Annotated in this window: 13 protein-coding genes; 11 read left to right on the top strand and 2 right to left on the bottom strand. The window is 61.9% G+C overall.

All coding sequences use genetic code 11. From position 1 onward, the window contains the following. The first annotated feature begins 2 nt into the window (after positions 1 to 2). From PRZ01_RS01355 to PRZ01_RS01325, 7 genes are all read left to right on the top strand, one after another. Positions 3 to 827 carry an undecaprenyl-diphosphate phosphatase gene (locus tag PRZ01_RS01355; protein ID WP_273594946.1) on the top strand — a complete coding sequence of 275 codons (825 nt, stop codon included), beginning with the start codon at positions 3 to 5 and terminating at the stop codon, positions 825 to 827. 117 nt (positions 828 to 944) lie between these two features. Beyond that, positions 945 to 1757, top strand: coding sequence for a type I methionyl aminopeptidase (map, locus tag PRZ01_RS01350; protein WP_273594945.1), 813 nt, complete (start codon positions 945 to 947; stop codon positions 1755 to 1757). A 70-nt stretch (positions 1758 to 1827) separates the two neighbouring features. After that, positions 1828 to 4410, top strand: a complete 2583-nt coding sequence (locus PRZ01_RS01345) for a [protein-PII] uridylyltransferase (protein WP_273595049.1) — start codon at positions 1828 to 1830, stop codon at positions 4408 to 4410. After that, positions 4407 to 5519, top strand: a complete 1113-nt coding sequence (mnmH, locus tag PRZ01_RS01340) for a tRNA 2-selenouridine(34) synthase MnmH (RefSeq protein ID WP_273594944.1) — start codon at positions 4407 to 4409, stop codon at positions 5517 to 5519. The genes PRZ01_RS01345 and mnmH overlap by 4 nt, the downstream gene beginning before the upstream one ends. 116 nt (positions 5520 to 5635) lie before the next feature. Continuing rightward, entirely contained in the window at positions 5636 to 6418 is a 783-nt protein-coding gene (locus PRZ01_RS01335; protein WP_273594943.1) for a DUF2189 domain-containing protein, read from the top strand. A 17-nt stretch (positions 6419 to 6435) separates the two neighbouring features. Next, positions 6436 to 6645 (top strand): DUF2788 domain-containing protein, encoded by a 210-nt coding sequence (locus PRZ01_RS01330; protein WP_273594942.1) that lies wholly within the window; start codon positions 6436 to 6438, stop codon positions 6643 to 6645. After that, positions 6642 to 7271 carry a YitT family protein gene (locus tag PRZ01_RS01325; protein ID WP_273594941.1) on the top strand — a complete coding sequence of 210 codons (630 nt, stop codon included), beginning with the start codon at positions 6642 to 6644 and terminating at the stop codon, positions 7269 to 7271. The genes PRZ01_RS01330 and PRZ01_RS01325 overlap by 4 nt, the downstream gene beginning before the upstream one ends. 132 nt (positions 7272 to 7403) lie before the next feature. Here the strand turns inward: PRZ01_RS01325 and PRZ01_RS01320 are convergent, their stop codons facing one another. Then, on the bottom strand, positions 7404 to 9530 hold the full coding sequence (locus PRZ01_RS01320) for a TonB-dependent siderophore receptor (protein ID WP_273594940.1): 2127 nt from the start codon (positions 9528 to 9530) through the stop codon (positions 7404 to 7406). Between the two features lie 122 nt (positions 9531 to 9652). On the opposite strand from PRZ01_RS01320, the gene PRZ01_RS01315 reads away from it, so the two are divergent. From PRZ01_RS01315 to PRZ01_RS01305, 3 genes are read left to right on the top strand one after another with little or no spacing between them, the layout of a single operon-like run. Continuing rightward, the gene (locus tag PRZ01_RS01315) at positions 9653 to 9946 is read left to right on the top strand and encodes an iron uptake protein (protein WP_273594939.1); all 294 of its coding nucleotides are present in this window, start codon (positions 9653 to 9655) and stop codon (positions 9944 to 9946) included. Between the two features lie 21 nt (positions 9947 to 9967). Then, positions 9968 to 11638: a PepSY-associated TM helix domain-containing protein gene (locus tag PRZ01_RS01310; protein ID WP_273594938.1), complete on the top strand. Its 1671-nt coding sequence runs from the start codon at positions 9968 to 9970 to the stop codon at positions 11636 to 11638. After that, positions 11628 to 11957, top strand: a complete 330-nt coding sequence (locus tag PRZ01_RS01305) for a DUF3325 domain-containing protein (protein ID WP_273594937.1) — start codon at positions 11628 to 11630, stop codon at positions 11955 to 11957. The genes PRZ01_RS01310 and PRZ01_RS01305 overlap by 11 nt, the downstream gene beginning before the upstream one ends. A gap of 201 nt (positions 11958 to 12158) precedes the next feature. On the opposite strand, the gene PRZ01_RS01300 is transcribed toward PRZ01_RS01305, so the two are convergent. Next, on the bottom strand, positions 12159 to 13028 hold the full coding sequence (locus PRZ01_RS01300) for an alpha/beta hydrolase (RefSeq protein WP_273594936.1): 870 nt from the start codon (positions 13026 to 13028) through the stop codon (positions 12159 to 12161). Positions 13029 to 13432: 404 nt separating this feature from the next. On the opposite strand from PRZ01_RS01300, the gene PRZ01_RS01295 reads away from it, so the two are divergent. Beyond that, positions 13433 to 14983, top strand: coding sequence for a methyl-accepting chemotaxis protein (locus PRZ01_RS01295; protein WP_273594935.1), 1551 nt, complete (start codon positions 13433 to 13435; stop codon positions 14981 to 14983). Positions 14984 to 15068 lie beyond the last annotated feature (85 nt).

Below are 15068 nucleotides of genomic sequence, written 5' to 3'. Positions count from 1 at the left end.
CCGTGGATCCCGTATTGCTGATCAAAGCCACCATCATGGGCATTGTGGAGGGCTTGACCGAGTTTCTTCCCGTCTCGTCCACCGGCCACCTGATCCTTACCGGCACCCTGCTGGGCATGACGGATGACAAGTCCAAGGTGTTCGACATCGCCATCCAGACCGGCGCCATCCTGGCGGTGATCATCGTGTATTGGCAGCGCATCTCCGGGGCGTTTCAGGACTTTGGCAGCAGCGAGCGGGCACGCCGCTTCATCATCAATGTGGCCATCGGCTTTCTGCCGGCCGCGCTGATCGGCTTCTTCGTCTACAAGAAAATCAAGGTCTTCTTGTTCAACGCACCGGTGGTGGCCGCTGCCTTCATCGTCGGCGGCCTGATCATTCTCTGGGTGGAGCGGCGCGCCAAGCTCACGGTGCGCATCAACGATATCGACGAAATGACCCCGCTGGATGCGCTGAAGGTGGGCCTGGTGCAATGCCTGGGCATGATCCCCGGCACCAGTCGCTCTGGCTCCACCATCATCGGTGGCATGCTGCTGGGCTTGTCGCGCAAGGCTGCCACGGACTTCAGCTTCTTCCTGGCCATTCCCACGCTGGTGGCGGCAGGCGGCTACAGCATGTGGAAAGAACGCGCCATGTTGTCGATGGCGGACACGCCCTTGTTCCTGGTTGGCTTTGTGGTCAGCTTCCTGAGCGCATGGCTGTGCGTGCGCTGGTTGCTGCGCTACATCTCCAGCCACACCTTTGTGCCCTTCGCCTGGTATCGCATCGCCTTTGGCATCGTGGTGCTATTCACCGCCTGGAGCGGCATGGTGGACTGGGTGGCCTGACGCCCAAACTCGGCGGACGCGGCCCTGGCGAATCATCCGGCCTCGTTCGACCTCAGCCCGGGCAAGGACAAGACCGCAGCAAACCTGCGACGGTCGTGTCCCAGTTAAAATGCGCGGATGACGATCACCATCAAATCCGGCGCAGATATCCCGGCCATGCGCATTGCCGGGCGCCTGGCCTCCGAAGTGCTGGACATGCTGACCCCGCATGTCAAACCGGGCACCACCACCGAACAACTCGACAAGCTGGCCCACGACTACATCGTCAACGTGCAGCAGGCGATCCCCGCACCGCTGAACTACACGCCGGCCGGCTACATCCCCTACCCCAAGTCGATCTGCACCTCGATCAATCATCAAGTCTGCCACGGCATTCCCAATGATCGGGCCTTGAAGGACGGCGACATCCTGAACATCGACGTCACCGTCATTAAAGACGGCTGGCATGGCGACACCAGCCGGATGTTTGTGGTCGGCAATGGCTCCATCGCGGCAAAGCGCCTGTGCGCGTTCACCTACGAAGCCATGTGGAAGGGTATCGCCAAGGTCAAGCCCGGCGCCCGACTGGGTGACATCGGGCACGCCATTCAAACTTTTGCCGAAAACGCCGGCTTCTCGATCGTGCGCGAGTTCTGCGGCCACGGCATTGGCCAAGTCTTCCACGAAGAACCGCAGGTGCTGCACTACGGCCGCCCCGGGACGCTGGAAGAGCTCAAGCCCGGCATGGTGTTCACCATCGAGCCCATGATCAACGCCGGCCGCCGCGAGATCAAAGAAACGGGCGACGGCTGGACCATCGTCACCAAAGACCGCTCGCTCTCTGCCCAGTGGGAGCACACCCTGATGGTGACCGAAACCGGCTACGAGGTCTTCACCTTGTCCGACGGCAGCCCGCCGCTGCCCGCCTTCATCACGTCCACAAAGACCTGAGGCCGTGGCTGCCGCCCAAGAAAGCACGCCTGTGACACCGTGCGATCCCCAGCCGTCAGAGACGCCGACGGTGCTGGACATTGCAGCGCTGCGTCAGCAATTCAAGGCTGACAAAAAGCTGATCCTCGACCAGTTTCGCGCCGCCCGATCGACGCTGAGCGCCGGCACAAGCCTGCTGCGCAAGTTGGCGCGGCAGGTGGACCTTCAGTTAAAGGCGCTTTGGGCTGCGGCGGCCATGCCGCAGGGCGCCAGCCTGGTGGCGGTGGGCGGCTACGGGCGCGGCGAACTGTTCCCCTACTCCGACGTCGACGTGTTGGTGCTGCTCCCAAACGGTGTAGAAGCCCACCAATGCACCCCGCTCAAGGCAGGCATCGAAAGCTTCATCACCGCGTGCTGGGACAGCGGGCTCGAAATCGGCTCCTCGGTTCGCACCTTGGGTGAATGCATCACCGAAGCTGCGGCGGATGTGACGGTGCAGACCGCCCTGCTGGAGTCGCGCCTGCTGTGCGGCTCGCGCAAATTGCAGCAGCAGATGGACGCGCAGTTGATGGCCGCCATGGACCCCAAGGCCTTCTTGCGCGCCAAGACGCTGGAGATGCGCCAACGGCATACCAAGTTCGATGAAACACCCTACTCGCTGGAGCCCAACTGCAAAGAAAGCCCGGGGGGTCTGCGCGATCTGCAAGTGCTGATCTGGATTGCTCGCGCCGCCGGCCTGGGCAAGACCTGGCACGAACTGGCCGCCAAGGGCCTGATCACTGCGTTCGAAAGCCACCAGCTGCAGCGCAATGAAGGCCTGCTCAAACTGATTCGCGCCCGCCTGCACCTTGTCGCCGGGCGGCGTGAAGATCGCTTGGTCTTCGACCTGCAAACGGCGGTGGCAGAGAGTTTTGGCTACGCCGGCAGCAAAGCCCAGCGCGCCTCTGAAGTCCTGATGCGGCGCTACTACTGGGCGGCCAAGGCGGTCAGCCAGCTCAATCAAATTCTGCTGCTCAATCTTGAGGAGCAGGTGAATGGCTCTCAACAGGGGCTGATGCGCCCCATCAATGACGAGTTTCTGGACCGTGCCGGCATGCTCGAGGTGGTCAGTGACGACCTCTACCACCGTCAACCGCACGCCATCCTGCGCACCTTCTTGTGCTATCAACAGACGCCGGGCATCAAGGGCCTCTCGGCCCACACCTTGCGGGCGCTCTACAACGCCCGGGGCGTGATGGACGCCAACTTCCGCCGCGATCCGGTAAACCGCGCCACCTTCATGCAGATTCTGCGCCAGCCGGAGGGCCAAACGCACGCCTTTCGCCTGATGAACCAGACCTCGGTGCTGGGGCGCTATTTGTGGGTCTTCCGCGCCATCGTCGGACAGATGCAGCACGACCTGTTCCACGTCTACACCGTGGACCAGCACATCTTGATGGTCTTGCGCAATGTGCGGCGCTTTTTCATTCCCGAGCATGCCCACGAATACAGTTTCTGCTCCTCGCTAGCGGCGCAATGGGACAAGCCGGAGTTGCTGTACGTTGCGGCGCTGTTCCATGACGTGGCCAAGGGCCGGGGCGGTGACCACTCCGAATTGGGCGCCACGGAAGTCAAACGTTTCTGCCGTGCGCACGGCATTAGCAAAGAAGACGGCGAGCTGGTTGCTTTTCTGGTGCAGCACCACCTGACCCTCTCCCGCGTGGCGCAGAAAGAAGACCTCGCCGACCCCGAAGTGATTGCCGCCTTTGCCGCCAAAATGCGCGATGAACGCCACCTCACCGGCCTGTACCTGCTCACCGTGGCAGACATCCGCGGCACCAGCCCCAAGGTCTGGAATGCCTGGAAAGGCAAGCTGCTGGAAGACCTCTACCGTATCACCCTGCGGGCACTCGGCGGCGCACGGCCCAATGCCGACGCCGAAATCGAAGCCCGCAAAAATGAGGCCCGCCACAGCTTGGCCCTGCACAGCATGTTGCCCGGCACTGAAGCCGCCTTGTGGGACACCTTGGAGCTGAGCTACTTTGCCCGGCACGAGGCCAGCGAACTCGCCTGGCATGCGCGCGCGCTGTGGCGCGATGTCAGCAGCGAGCAGCCTAAGGTCAGCGCCCGCCCCTCCCCGGTGGGTGAAGGCCTGCAGGTACTGGTCTACACGCCCGACCGCCCCGATCTGTTTGCGCGCATGTGTGCCTACTTCGACGGCGCCGGCTTCAACATTCTCGATGCCAAGGTGCACACGACCCGCAAGGGCTATGCGTTAGACACCTTTCAAGTCATCAGCCCCGACCTCGACCTGCACCACCGCGATTTAGTGTCGCTGGTTGAAACCAAGTTGACGCAGGCGCTCATGGCCGACAGCCCGCTGCCCGAGCCGCGGCGCGGCCGGCTCTCCCGCCGGGTCAAGAGCTTCCCGTACACGCCGCGCATCGCGCTGCGCCCCGATGAGCGAGGTCAGCGTTGGGTGCTGTCAGTCAGCACCACCGACCGGGCTGGCCTGCTCTATGCCATCGCCCGCGTCATGGCTCGCCACAACATCAATCTGCATCTCGCCAAGATTTCCACCCTGGGCGAGCGCGTGGAAGACACCTTCCTCGTCGATGGGCCTGCCCTGCAGCAAAACAAGACGCAGTTGTTGATCGAGACCGAATTGCTCGACGCCATTGCCCTGCCCCAATGAGCACCGAAGCACAGCCGCAACAACCCCAGCCTGCACCGGCGCCCTCACGCGTGCCCCCCACCGTGATCGACGCCCCGGCGGCCCTGGCGAAGCTGGACGAATTTGATGCCATCATCGACGTGCGCAGCCCCTCGGAGTTTGCCGAAGACCACCTGCCCGGCGCCCTCAACTGGCCGGTGCTGGACGACGAGCAACGGCGCGTTGTCGGCACGCTGTACAAAGCGTCACCCTTCGAGGCCCGTAAACTCGGTGCGGCCTTGGTAGCCCGCAATATCGCCCAACACCTGGACGCGCACGGCGCCGCGCTACCACGCAACTGGCGCCCGCTCGTGTACTGCTGGCGCGGCGGCCAACGCTCCGGTGCCATGCATTGGTTCCTGGGGCAAATCGGCTTCAAATCACGGCAATTGGCGGGGGGCTACAAGGCCTACCGTACCGAGGTGCGTCTCGCGCTGGACGCCATTCCGCTGGACTTTCCCCTGCACGTGTTGTGCGGCAGAACCGGCAGCGGCAAGACCCGCCTCCTGCATGCGTTGCGTGCGCAAGGGGCCCAGGTGCTCGATCTTGAAGGCCTGGCACGACACCGGGGTTCCGTGCTGGGGGCCTTGCCCGATCAGGCCCAACCCAGTCAAAAAGGGTTTGACAGCTTGCTGTGGCAAGCGCTCAAAGCGCTGGATTTGAGCCGACCCATTTTTGTGGAAAGCGAAAGTCGCAAGATCGGCCTGATTCGCCTGCCCGAGGCGCTGCATACGGCCATGCGCGCCACAAAAACATGCTACTGGCTCGAAATGCCCGACGCCGCCCGCGTGCAATTGCTGCTGGAAGACTATGCCCATTTCAAGGCCCAACCCGACCAGTTCTGCACCCTGCTGTCAGGCCTCGTCACGCTGCGGGGCCACCAAAAAGTGAGCCATTGGCAAGCCCTGGCCCGTGCGGGCGACTTCGCCAGCGTTTTCGGCGAGCTCATGCGCGAACACTACGATCCGGGCTATGAGCGCTCGTTGAGCGGGCATTACCCGCAACTCGCCCAGGCACGCCAACTGCATTTGCCCGATGGCGGGCCGCAAGCCCTGAGCGCCGTGGCCACGCAAATGCTGCAAAACCCCTGAAGTGGGCCGGGTCAAGCCGGTGAATAATAGACGTGCAGTTGGGCCGCTGATCCGTGCCCGACTTGACTTCGCTCAAGCTGCACTCCCGCAGCGGCAGGCATCATTCGGACCGTCCCATGCCCATGCTCGAAACTGAAAAAGCCCTGCAGCAATCACGCCAATTCGGCGTGAAACCCATCCCCCTGCTCCGCCCGCTGGGATGGCTGGCGCGCGGCTGGCAAGACTTGTTGCGCTGCCCGGGCGCGTCCCTGCTGCACGGTGTTGTGATGGCGGTTGTTGGCGGTTTGGTCCTGTGGCTGACGCATGACAGGTTCTGGCTGTTGTCCGGGGCCTTCAGTGGATTTTTGTTGGTGGCGCCCATTTTGGCCACCGGCTTGTACGTCATCAGTCGCGACATTGAAATGGGCCGAACGCCCAGCCTCGCCCGTGTGATTGACGCTTGGCGCCCACACGATGGCCGGCTAGTTGTCTTTGGTGTTCTGCTGGCCTTTGCCGGTACCGGCTGGGTGATGACCTCGGCCTCCCTGATCACCGGCTTTGCGCCCCAACCGATTCATACGCCCGAGGACTTTCTGCGTTATGTCGTGCTCAACGACAACTCGCATCTGTTCGAAATTTGGCTGGGCCTCGGCGCTTTGCTCGCGGCCCCCATGTTCGCCTCCACGATGATTGCGGTGCCCTTGATCCTGGACACCCAGATCGGTGTGCTGGGCGCCGTTTTCACCAGTTGGCGTGTGGTGATGGAGTACCCCGCGCCGGTAGCCCTGTGGGCTGCCCTGATCATGCTGCTGAGTCTGGCGGGCATGGCCACGATGCTGCTAGGCCTGGTTGTGGTCGTGCCGTGGCTGGGTCATGCCAGCTGGCACGCCTACCGCGACCTCGTCAAACGCGCCGATTAGGACGACCAGGAACAACCATGTTTGGATTCACCGAACAGCAGATCGCTCAATTCGGCCTGACCTGGGGCGTTGGCGCCTTCATGGTCTACATGATCTTCATCATTTTTCAATTGGCCAGAGAATCTCGCGCGGGCCGCTTTGGCACCTTTGTGCTGTTGCTGGGCCTGGGCTTCGGCATGGTGGGCTTCATTGCCAAAGGCATCATCAAATGGTGGATGAACGGATGAGTGCCGCAGACAAGCTGCGCGCAGCCAGCCGCAGTTTTCGGCACAGCAATTTCGAGGACCTGCAAGCCTTGGTCACCGGCACCTTGTTTGTGGCGCTGGGTGTGGCCTTGTTCAAGCAGGCCGGCATGTTGACGGGGGGCACCGTGGGCATTGCCTTCATGGTGCACTACGCAACAGGCTTGCCCTTTGGCGCACTCTTTTTTTGCATCAACCTGCCCTTTTATTGGCTGGCCTATAAACGCATGGGCTTGGCATTCATGCTCAAAACAGTGACGGCGGTGAGCATGATGTCTGCACTGAGCGAAATCCTGCCCCACTGGATTCAGTTCAGCCAGCTCAACCTCGTGTTTGCGGCCATTGCGGGCGGCCTGCTCATTGGCGCGGGCATGCTGATTTTGTTCCGCCACCGAGCCTCGCTCGGCGGGCTCAATGTGCTGGTGCTTTATCTGCAGGAAAAGAAGGGTTGGCCGGCCGGCATGGTGCAAGCCGGCCTGGACGCCTTGATTCTGCTGAGCGCCCTGAGCTTTGTCTCGCCCGCCCGAGTGGGCCTGTCACTGCTGGGCATGGCCGCCATCAACGCGGCACTGGTGGTCAATCACCGCCCTGGGCGCTACACGGCAGTCTGATCAGCGCGGTCACTGACAATTCGCTCCCTCAAGCCACGCTGCACTGCGATCAGCCAAAGTCGGCCCTATCAGGATGCCGATGAGCGGCAGCTTTGAGGGGCGTCTTACAGGCCGCACCAGCCGCCATGTGCATCAGAGCTTGTAGTCCAGCGACACGCCGTAACTGCGCGGCGCGCCGTACAGGGCGCCGTAGGCCAGGCCGGTGATGTATTTCTTGTCGCTCAGGTTGTCGACGTTCAGGCGCACTGTCATCTTCGAGTTGAGCGCGTACGAAGCGAACACATCGGCGACCGCGTAGCCCGACTGCTTGCCATAGCTGACGTTGCTGATCTCTGACTGCCAGCGGCCGGCCAGGCCGAGGTGCAACTCTGGCAGCGCGGGCATGCGGCTTTCGACGCGGGCTTTGAGTGTGTTGCGCGGCACCCATTCGTAGATGTCCTTGCCGTCGGGGCCGGTCAAGATCAGGTGGGTGTAGCCCAGCGAAACCTTGGTGTCCTTGCTCAGGCGACCGACTGCCTCCAGTTCAAAGCCCTTAGACCGGACGTCCTTGCCCTCGTACCAATTGGTGTTGTAGCGCGGGTCGGTCGTCGGCACGTCGGTGATGAGGCCGGCGTAGGTGGCCAGGTTCTGCTGCTTGGCAGTGAAGAGGGCGAAGGTGGTCATCAACTGCTTATTCAGCCATTCGGCCTTGATGCCAGTCTCCGCGTTCACGCCCTTCATCGGCGCGAGGTAGTGGCCGCCGTGGTCGGTCTGGTCCTGGTTCTGGAAGATGTCCGAGTAGGAGACATAGCCCAGCACGTCAGGCGTGAAATCATAGGTCAGGCCAACATAGGGGCTGAACTTGTTGGTGTCCGGATACTCGGTGTTGGTGGCCGCGCTGCCGTAGATCGAGGCGCCGCTGCGTTCGAGATGCACTGCATTCAATCCGACGATGGCCTTGAGGTTGTCGGTCAGCACCAGGCGAGAGGCCACGTACATGCGTGTCAGCGTCTGCTGACCGCGGGTGCTTGGCGCGCGCACGGCCCAATCGGGTTCGGCGTAGGCGTTACCGCCGTAGGGGAAGGCGGGCAAGGAGTCCCCCATATGCGTCAGCGCAGCGTACGTGTCCACGGCCGTCTTTTCATGCGAACGGCTCAGACCCACCAGCAGGGTGTGCTTGCGACCGAAGGCCGAGAACGGGCCACTGACGTTGGCGTCCAGAACGCTGTCATCCGTGCTGCCCTGGCTGCGGTAAGGCCAGCCGACCAAGCCGGTGTTGTCGTTGTTCAACACGCCGGTGTACGAGTAGGCATAGAGCAGCTTCGTCGCCTCGTTGGCATGGCGGACGTTATAGGTAAGCTTGGCTTCCCAGTCTTGCGTCAGGCGGTGCGTGTACTCGGCAAAGGCGTTGTAGGACTGGGTGTTCCAGTAGGCCCAGTTGGCCGAGGTGGAAGAGCTCACCGGGAAATCGGCCTGCGAGCCCTCCGCGTGCAGCAGCGTCAGAGAACCCCACATCGGCGCATTCTGCTTCGCGTCGACAGCGGTCAAGCCCACGGTCAGCGTGCCGTTCTGCCCGATCTGCCCGTCGACGACCCCATAGATCGTGTTGCGCTTGTTGTGGAGGTCGCGGGTGAAGGAATCCTTGTCCTCGGAAGCCACGACCAAGCGGCCAGCCCAGCTGCCGTCCTGGGTGAATACCTTGTTGTAGTCCAGCTCAGCCCGCTTCAAGCCCCAGGAGCCGAAGCTCACACCGAACTCGCCGCCATCCTCGTTTTTCGGGCGCTTGCGGATGTAGTTGATCGTGCCCGAGGAATTGCCGACGCCGGTGAGCAGGCCGTTGGCGCCACGGATCACCTCGATACTTTCGAAGAGGAAGGTATCCTCGCGTCCGACGACGGTGCCCCAGGAATTGGTCATGCCCAGACCATCCATCTGGGTCAGTTGGATCTCGAAGCCACGTGAATTGAAGGTGGCACGATTGGTCTCGTACTGCTCCACGTTGATGCCGGTGGCCATGGCCAGCGCTTCGTTACTGCCGGTCAGGCCGAAGTTGGTCAGGTCCTCCTTGTCGATCGAGCTGATCGACTGCGGCGTGTCCTTGATATCCATCGCCAAGCCGGTGGCGCCCTTGGAGACGCGGTTGGCGCGCTTGCCGGTGACGACGATCTTCTCCAGCGTGGATGTGCTCTGGGCTTCGGCCTGGGCCTGGGCCTGGGCGACGTCGGCGATCGCAATCAATGCAGCCAAGGCGCAGGCCGTCATCAGGAAGTGAGTTTTCATGGTTTTATTCGTGGGTTCATTTTTGCAAATGCGGATACGACTCTATATTATTTGAGATTGATTCTCATTTAAAATCCGTGAAGTGTTGCGATAATGAGAATTAATCGCGTTTGAAAGTTGCAATGACCACTCCTCCGCCACCGTTCGAAGTCGCCTCCCGCATCGCTGCCAGCTTCATTGGCGGCTGGATCTTTGTCTTTGGCCTGGTGATGCTGGGCATCGCAGCCTTGCTTCGTATCGGCATGCCCTATGCAGATGCCCAGATGGCCATGTACCTGCTGGCCTTCTTGGTCTGGCTCGCGGCCTTTTGCTGGTGCTACGCGGCTGCGAGTGCCTGGCGCGCCTGGCTGGTGCTGCTGGGTGGCGGCGTGGCCATGACTGCCCTGGGCGCTTGGCTGACGCCCTTGTCCATCTGAACCTGCGGAGCTTTTTTACATATGTTTTCGAGCTTTCGTCTTTCGATGAGTTGGCTGCACACCTGGCTGGGCCTGGTGCTGGGTTACCTGCTGATCGTCATCTTTTTTTTCGGTTCCCTATCGGTGTTCGACCGCGAGTTCGACCGCTGGGCGCTACCCGAAACCCGCTTCGCCGCGCAGACCATGCCGTCTTACGACAGCATGCTGGCGCCAATCTTTGCGCAGATGAAGCCCGCGGCGGACGAACTCGAAGCTGCGGGCGGGCGCGTCAAATCGCCGCTGCCAACCGAGCTGAAACCGCTCAACTGGGCCGCCTACACGACGCACCGCGATCCCGTTGTTGGCCTCTATGCCGAGTACGCCGTGCCGGGCAACCCCAACGATGCAGACGACCATGTGCATGGCCACGTCACCGTCGACCCACGCAACGGCCGGGTGCTGCGCGACGACCAGCTGAAGATCGGCAGCGAGTTCTTCTACCCGATGCATATCAGCCTGCACATCGGCTGGAGGAATCTAGGCTACTGGATCGTCGGCCTGGCGGCGCTGGTGATGCTGGCCGCACTGGTCTCGGGCGTGGTTATCCACCGCCGCCTGTTCCGCGAGTTCTTTACCTTCCGACCGAAGAAGCACGTCCAGCGCAGCACGCTAGACCTGCACAACCTGACCGGCGTGGTCGCGCTGCCCTTCCACTTCTTCTTCGCGCTGACGGGCCTGACGATCTTCGCTGGCATATACCTGCCGGTTTCGGAGACGCTGCTGAAGCCGCAGGCCACGGCCGCCGCGATCGCCGAGGCGCAGGCAAAGAACCTGCCCTATGCAGCCTCTGGCGTGCCAGCGTCCATCGCCTCGGTCGATGCAATGGTCATCGAGGCCAAGCGCCGCTGGGCGTCGCACGGCATGGCCGGTGAGGTCGGCTACCTCTACATCAGCCATCCCGGCGACAAGAACAGTTACGTGACCGTCTATCGCGGCGGCAGCGATCGCGTGGCCCTGCTCGGCCAAGCCATCCATTTTGAGGGCGCGACCGGCCGAGTGCTGTTCGAGGAGCCCCAGCCCTCGACGGTGGCGAAGATCAACGAGTTCCTCACCGGCCTGCACCTTCAGCAGTTCGAACATTGGGCACTGCGCTGGTTCTATCTGTTTGGCGGCATGGCGGGCTGCGTCTGCATCGTCACGGGTTTCCTGTTCTTCGTCGAGAAGCGCAAGCGGGCACAGCCGGGACATGCCCGCTGTGCCGATGCGATGGCCGTTACAACAGTAACTGGCATGCTGATCGCCGTGCTGGCCGTCCTGGTGGCCAACCAGCTGTTGCCGCAAGACCTGACTCTGCGTGGTGAGTGGGAGAAGCGCGCGTTCTGGGCCAGCTGGCTTCTTTCATTCGTCCACGCCGCTTGGCGGAGCAAGCCGTTGCGCCCGGTGCAACCGTCGCCGGCCTGGTTCGAACAGTGTTGCGCCATTGCCGTGCTGGCGTTTGCGGCGCTGATGCTGAACAGCATCACCACCGGCGATCATCTGTTGAAGACCGTCTTCATCGAGCACTACTGGCCCGTGGCCGGCGTTGATATCGCCTTGCTGGCTGTCGGCCTGCTGGCCACGGCTACCGCGCGCCGGCTTCGCCTGCGCTGGCCGGCCTTGCAGCCTGGCGCCAGCCAGCGCAGCGCAGCCGCGGAGGAAGGCCATGCGTTCTGAGTCCTTGATCATCTTCGCGGCACTATGGTGCAGCCTGGCCGGCGCTGTCTGGCTGGCGGCCTCACTTGATGTCCACTGGCAGCAAATACGCGGAGCCGAGAGTACAGCGATCGGCAGGAAACAAGTGTCTGCATTGCGCCTGCTTGGCATCACCGCATGGTTCGGCTCGCTGCTGCTGTGCTGCGGCGCCGATCATCTGTCGATGGCCGTGCTCGTCTGGGTGATGTCGATCTCCACTGCCTCGTGCGCCATTGCCTTCATTCTGGCCTGGCGGCCACGCGCATTGCGCTGCATGGTGCCTTGGGCGAGCCTTGAATGACGGAGCAATTCAAAGCCGACTGGCAATTCGCGCCAACAATACGGTTAATAAATGCCCGATCACCGCTGCGATGGCGGTCGCAACTTTTGACAAAGGCGATCATGGCGCGGAAATCCGGTCGTGCGGCGCGGATCGTCAATCACCGCCCGGGCCGCTACACGGCCACCATACGGCAGTCTGATCAGGGCGGTCACGGATCACTCAGAACAAGGCACTGAACCAGCGCAACGCCAGCAGGCGGCGCGTGAGCAAGTGGCTGCGCCCCTGCGGATCGGCCAGATCGTGCAGGATGTCAAAGTGATTGCAGCCCGCAATCTCCTCGCACACAGGCACCGCCCGGCTGCCCCAGGCCTGGCGTATGGCTTGCGTCTGGCGCTTGAACTCCTCGCTCTCCTGCGCGCCCACGACCGCGTAGAACGGTGCCTCGGGTGCCGGAAAATGCACCGGGCTCAAACGACGAACCGCGGCGGCGTCCAGCCTCAAGTCAGCCTGCAAAAAAGGCGTCTTGCGAATGGGGGCCAGGTCGTGAACGCCTGAAATAGAAATCGCCCCTTTGATCAGATGCCGCGGCAAGTCGGCACCCACTGCCTTCCAGTCGCAACACGTCAACATGGCCGCGAGATGCCCGCCCGCCGAGTGACCGGCAATGATGATGCGATTGGGGTCACCGCCATAGCGGGCCGCATTTCGCCAAACCCAGGCCAGTGCCTGCGTTAACTGCAAAGGGATGCGGTCCAAGCTAACTTCAGGACAGAGCGGATAGTTAGGCACCACGACCATGGCTCCTTCCTCCGTGAAGGCGCTGGCCAAAAATGAATAGTCGGACTTGTCCCGCCCCCGCCACCAGCCGCCATGCAGCACCACCAACACCGGCGCGCCCGCCACATCGGTGGGAAACACATCCAGCCGCTCAGAGGGCGTCGGCCCATAGGGCAGATCGAACGCCCTGGCGGCGTTTTCCCGCACAAACTTCGAGGCGCTGGCCATGCGCTCCAAAATCACCGCGCTGTCCTCAACCCGTGCGCGATTGTTGTACTGAGCGTCAAACCAGGCGGAAGAACGAACCTGCATGCAAGACCTTTCAAATCGCTGAAGAATGCACTGTAGCCGCCGACGTCAATCCTGCAGTTTCCGGCAGGCGGAGTGCCTCGTCATCAACACAAACCCCCAAACTCGACGGTAACCGACACCGGGCGAGGATAAACACCAAGTTCGCTCTTTTTGCATGGCAATCCGCCAGGAACTTGCCAATAATCACAGGCAGGCCATTCACGAGTTGGCCTGAATTGACCTGAGTTGGCACTGAAGGCACCCCGGATGGTGCGCAGCCAGTCAATGGGGGCGGAGCAACATGATCCCTGCCCCTAAGCTCTTGCTGCAAGCTGCCGATATACAGCGCAACCACGGGTTTATCCCGCGTGCCCTGCTTTGCCCCCGCAAGTTTGCGGCACCTCGTCTCTAGAAAGGTCCTGGCAATGAATCTGAACAACTATCGACTTGGCACGAAACTTGGCATGGCCTTTGCCATTGTCGTGGCGCTCACATTGGCACTGGGTGGCTTTGCCATCTCACAACTGAGCCGCATCAACGCCAACGTTGAGGATCTGGCCGGCAACTGGCTGCCCAGCGTCAAGGTGCTTGGCGAGTTGCAAGACACGGCCAATCAGTTCCGCCGTCTCCAGGCCAACCACGTCATGGCCATGGACACCAAGGAGATGGACGGCATTGAAAGAGAAATGGCCGGTATCGTCAGCAAATTCGAAAGCCTGCTCAAAACCTACGCACCGATGGTGACGGATGGCGAGGAGCGCCGCGCCTACGAAACGCTCGCCCCCGCCTACAAGGCGACCGGACAAGCCCACGTCAAGTTGTTGAAATTGTCCCGGGGCGGAGAGCAGACGCATGACGAAGCCAAAGCCATATACCGTGGTGAGTCCCGCGAAACCTTTCGTGCGATGAGCGCAGTTTTATCCAAATTGGTTGAAATCAACGCCAAGGGCGCTGACGGATCCTACGACAACGCCAAGACTATTTACGGGCAATCACGCACTTGGGTCATCGTGGCCCTTGTGATCGCGGCGGGCATCGCAACGGCGCTGGCGTTCTGCGTGACCCGCCTCATCACCCAGCCCATTGCGCAGGCTGTGAAAGCAGCCCAACAAATTGCCGAAGGTGATCTGACACACAGCCTGCGCATTGACGGCAGCGACGAAATTTCGCAGTTGCTGAACACCCTGAACGCCATGACGGAGAAGCTCTCCGAAATTGTTGGCACCGTGCGCACGAACGCCGACAACGTGGCCCTGGCCAGTGCTGAAATTGCCCAAGGCAACCAAGACCTCAGCCAGCGCACCGAGCAACAAGCCAGCGCACTGGAAGAAACGGCGGCGTCGATGGAAGAGCTGGGCTCCACCGTCACGCAAAACGCCGAAAACGCCAAGCAAGGCAACCAGCTGGCCATGGGCGCCTCATCGGTTGCGGTCAAGGGTGGCCAGGTGGTCGGCCAGGTGGTCGAGACCATGAAGGGCATCAACGACAGCTCCAAGCGCATCGTCGACATCATCAGTGTGATCGACGGCATTGCGTTTCAAACCAATATCCTGGCCTTGAATGCAGCGGTGGAAGCCGCCCGAGCCGGGGAGCAGGGTCGTGGTTTTGCCGTCGTGGCCAGCGAAGTGCGCAGCCTCGCCCAGCGCAGTGCCGACGCGGCCAAAGAGATCAAGAGCCTGATCTCTACCAGCGTCGAGCGGGTCGAGAGTGGCACTGCCTTGGTCGACCAGGCCGGCGCCACCATGCAAGAAGTGGTCAACTCCATCCGCCGTGTCACCGACATCATGGGTGAAATCAGCAGCGCCAGCAGCGAGCAAAGCTCCGGTGTGGCGCAGGTGGGTGAGGCAGTCACCCAGATGGACCAAACCACCCAACAAAATGCAGCGCTGGTCGAGCAAAGCGCCGCAGCGGCAGAAAGCCTGCGGCAACAAGCGCTGCACCTCGTGCAGACAGTGTCATTCTTCAAGCTGAGGTAAGCACTTTCCCCAAACAAAACGGGCGGGGCCGACTATTCTGAGTCGGCCCCGCCCGTTTTCATGGTCAATCCCGGGGACTCTTTGC

The sequence above is a fragment of the Roseateles koreensis genome (genome assembly GCF_028595305.1).
Classification (GTDB): domain Bacteria; phylum Pseudomonadota; class Gammaproteobacteria; order Burkholderiales; family Burkholderiaceae_C; genus Paucibacter_A; species Paucibacter_A koreensis.
The sequence above is the reverse complement of the archived record's forward strand: the minus strand, read 5'-3'. Positions and strand labels throughout refer to the sequence as shown.

Bases quoted from the DNA above. Each gene is read 5' to 3' on its own strand.
- map (WP_273594945.1), top strand. From the start codon at position 945: ATGACGATCACCATCAAATCCGGCGCAGATATCCCGGCCATGCGCATT.
- mnmH (WP_273594944.1), top strand. From the start codon at position 4,407: ATGAGCACCGAAGCACAGCCGCAACAACCCCAGCCTGCACCGGCGCCC.
- PRZ01_RS01335 (WP_273594943.1), top strand. From the start codon at position 5,636: ATGCCCATGCTCGAAACTGAAAAAGCCCTGCAGCAATCACGCCAATTC.
- PRZ01_RS01330 (WP_273594942.1), top strand. From the start codon at position 6,436: ATGTTTGGATTCACCGAACAGCAGATCGCTCAATTCGGCCTGACCTGG.
- PRZ01_RS01325 (WP_273594941.1), top strand. From the start codon at position 6,642: ATGAGTGCCGCAGACAAGCTGCGCGCAGCCAGCCGCAGTTTTCGGCAC.
- PRZ01_RS01320 (WP_273594940.1), bottom strand. From the start codon at position 9,530: ATGAAAACTCACTTCCTGATGACGGCCTGCGCCTTGGCTGCATTGATT.
- PRZ01_RS01315 (WP_273594939.1), top strand. From the start codon at position 9,653: ATGACCACTCCTCCGCCACCGTTCGAAGTCGCCTCCCGCATCGCTGCC.
- PRZ01_RS01310 (WP_273594938.1), top strand. From the start codon at position 9,968: ATGTTTTCGAGCTTTCGTCTTTCGATGAGTTGGCTGCACACCTGGCTG.
- PRZ01_RS01305 (WP_273594937.1), top strand. From the start codon at position 11,628: ATGCGTTCTGAGTCCTTGATCATCTTCGCGGCACTATGGTGCAGCCTG.
- PRZ01_RS01300 (WP_273594936.1), bottom strand. From the start codon at position 13,028: ATGCAGGTTCGTTCTTCCGCCTGGTTTGACGCTCAGTACAACAATCGC.
- PRZ01_RS01295 (WP_273594935.1), top strand. From the start codon at position 13,433: ATGAATCTGAACAACTATCGACTTGGCACGAAACTTGGCATGGCCTTT.